4 protein-coding genes are annotated in these 2,451 nt (G+C 73.9%); 2 read left to right on the top strand and 2 right to left on the bottom strand.

Going from position 1 to position 2,451, the window contains the following annotated elements; translation table 11 throughout:
• The first annotated feature begins 169 nt into the window (after window positions 1-169).
• Window positions 170-736 (top strand): 4'-phosphopantetheinyl transferase superfamily protein, encoded by a 567-nt coding sequence (locus I59_RS07805; RefSeq protein ID WP_022903383.1) that lies wholly within the window; start codon window positions 170-172, stop codon window positions 734-736.
• Here I59_RS07805 and map read toward each other — a convergent pair.
• Window positions 720-1,487, bottom strand: a complete 768-nt coding sequence (gene map / locus I59_RS07800; protein ID WP_022903382.1) for a type I methionyl aminopeptidase — start codon at window positions 1,485-1,487, stop codon at window positions 720-722. The genes I59_RS07805 and map overlap by 17 nt on opposite strands.
• A 31-nt stretch (window positions 1,488-1,518) precedes the next feature.
• On the opposite strand from map, the gene I59_RS07795 reads away from it, so the two are divergent.
• Complete coding sequence (locus I59_RS07795) at window positions 1,519-1,821, top strand: helix-turn-helix transcriptional regulator (protein WP_022903381.1); 303 nt, start codon at window positions 1,519-1,521, stop codon at window positions 1,819-1,821.
• A 48-nt stretch (window positions 1,822-1,869) separates the two neighbouring features.
• Here I59_RS07795 and I59_RS07790 read toward each other — a convergent pair.
• The coding region (locus I59_RS07790) for a M1 family aminopeptidase (protein WP_022903380.1) at window positions 1,870-2,451 on the bottom strand (582 nt) is incomplete at its 5' end.

Below are 2,451 nucleotides of genomic sequence, written 5' to 3'. Positions count from 1 at the left end.
TGATCGGCTTCGTGCGTGAGCACGACGGCCGCTACGAGGTCCTGCGTGGACGCGTCCGCCAGGCGACGCGCTCCGAGGGCCTCTACAGCACGATGAACGTCGCGCTGATCGCGCTCACGCACGCCTGACACGGCACGGGCAGCACCACCCACCGACGTAGGCTTCCTGCGTGGGTGAGTCGTGCCTCCAGTCCGTCGTCGTGACGATCCGTCCGGCGGGCGCGGACCGCGCGGCCGACCGGGAGGCCCTGCTCACCGCCGTCGCGTCGGCGACGGGTGTCGACGTGGCCGCGGTGCGCGCGGGGCGCGTCTGCGCGCACTGCGGCAGCACCGCGCACGGTCGGCCCTGGGCCACCGTGGACGGCCGGGAGGTCGGGGTCAGCATGTCCCGGACGATCGCCCTGACGGCGCTCGCGGTCGCGCCCGACGCCGTCGGCGTCGACGTCGAGCGCGTGTCGCGGGTGGCCGCTGCGTCGTTGGACGCCTTCACTCCGGCGGAGCTCGACCGTGCGGTCGGCGACGTCGGCGTGCTCGCGGCCTGCTGGGCGGCGAAGGAAGCCGTCCTGAAACGGGACGGCCGGGGCCTGCGGGTGGACCCGCGCGCGGTCGACGTCGACGTCGACCGCGGGCGGGCGACGCTCGACGGGAGGGTGCAGCCGGTCGTCCTCGCGCGCCCCGGACCCGACATCGTGGTCGCGGTCGCGGCAGGGGGACTGCCGGTCACCTGGGGAGCGTGAGCACCTCGGCGCCGTCGTCGGTGATCGCGATGGTGTGCTCGGTGTGTGCGGTCCGCGCTCCGGTGGCACTGCGGAGGGTCCAGCCGTCGGGGTCGGTGACGAGGACGTCCGTGTCGGCCATCACCCACGGCTCGAGGGCGAGGAGGAGTCCCGGGCGCAGGGTGTAGCCGCGTCCGGGCCGTCCGGTGTTCGACACGTGCGGGTCCTGGTGCATCGTCGATCCGATCCCGTGACCGCCGAACTCGACGTTGACCGGGTACCCGGCGCCCTCGAGGACGGTGCCGATCGCGTGGGACAGGTCGCCGATCCTGGCACCGGGCCGGGCGGCGGCGATCCCCGCGGCGAGGGCACGCTCCGTCGCGTCGATCAGGGCGGAGTCGGCGGGGTCCGCGGTGCCGACGACGAAGCTGATCGCGGCGTCTGCCGCGATGCCGTCGAGCGACACGGCGAGGTCGATGGTGAGGAGGTCGCCGTCCGCGAGTGCCCGGTCGTGGGGGCGTCCGTGGAGGACGGCGTCGTTCACGGCCGTGCAGACGTGGTGCCCGAAGGGGCCGCGGCCGAACGACGGGGCGTAGTCGACGTAGCAGGACTCGGCGCCCGCGTCCTCGATGAGCTGCTTCGCCCACCGGTCGATCTCGAGCAGGTTCGTGCCGACACGGGTGCGGTCGCGCAGGGTCTGCAGGATCGTGCCGACGAGCGCTCCGGTGCGGCGGGCACGGTCGACCTCTGCCGGGGTCAGGATCTCGATCACGGGATGATCGTACCGGTATTACTATCGGTGCATGGTCCGTCTGCCGCTCAGCCCCGTCGAACTCGCCCGCGGTCGTGCCCTCGGAGCGCTGCTCCGTGCCGCCCGCGCCGATCGTTCGATGCTCGACGTCGCCCTCGCGGCCGGGGTGTCGCCCGAGACCCTGCGGAAGATCGAGACCGGACGCATCGCGACGCCGTCGTTCGGGACGGTCGCCGCCGTGGCAGCGGTCGTGGGGCTCTCGCTCGACGAGGTCTGGCGCGAGGTGCGTCGGGTCGGCGAGGACGTCGCCGTCGGCCGGACCGTCTCCGCGGACGACACGGCGGACGTCGCCTGAGACTGCCGGCCGGCCGCTCGGCTCGCGTCGCTCCGACGCCGCCGGCCGTCAGGCTGCGGGCAGTTCGGGGACGCCCGGTTCGTCGATCCACGGCGCCGTGACGGCACGGACGGCGTCGACGGACGCCCCCGCGGAACCCGCGAACGCGTCGAGGACGTCCGCCGGGGCGACGCTGGCGTGCCGGTGTCGCTCGGTGATCGTCCGGAGACCGGTGAAGAACGCGCGGTCGCCGAACGTGCGCCGGACCGCGTGCAGGGCCAGCGCGCCACGCTTGTACACCCGGTCGTCGAACATGTCGCGGGCGCCGGGGTCGCCGACCACGAGGTCCTGCGGCTGGTCGAGCAGGCCCGCGCGGTGACGCTCGGCGAGGACGTCCGCGGTGTCGCCGCCCCGGTGCTCGGACCACAGCCACTCGGCGTAGCAGGCGAAGCCCTCGTGGAGCCAGATGTCACGCCAGCGCGCGACCGTCACGGAGTTGCCGAACCACTGGTGTGCGAGTTCGTGCGCGATGAGCCGGTCGGTGCCGTGCTCGCCGTCGACGTGGTTCCGGCCCGACACCGCCAGACCGTGGGCCTCGAGCGGGATCTCGAGCTCGTCGTCGGTCACCACGACCCCGTAGGAGCCGAACGG

Origin of the sequence: Curtobacterium sp. B8, assembly GCF_000333315.1 — a bacterium.
GTDB classification, from domain to species: Bacteria; Actinomycetota; Actinomycetes; order Actinomycetales; family Microbacteriaceae; genus Curtobacterium; species Curtobacterium luteum.
Note: the sequence above shows the minus strand (reverse complement) of the source record. Positions and strands in the feature narration are given on the sequence as shown.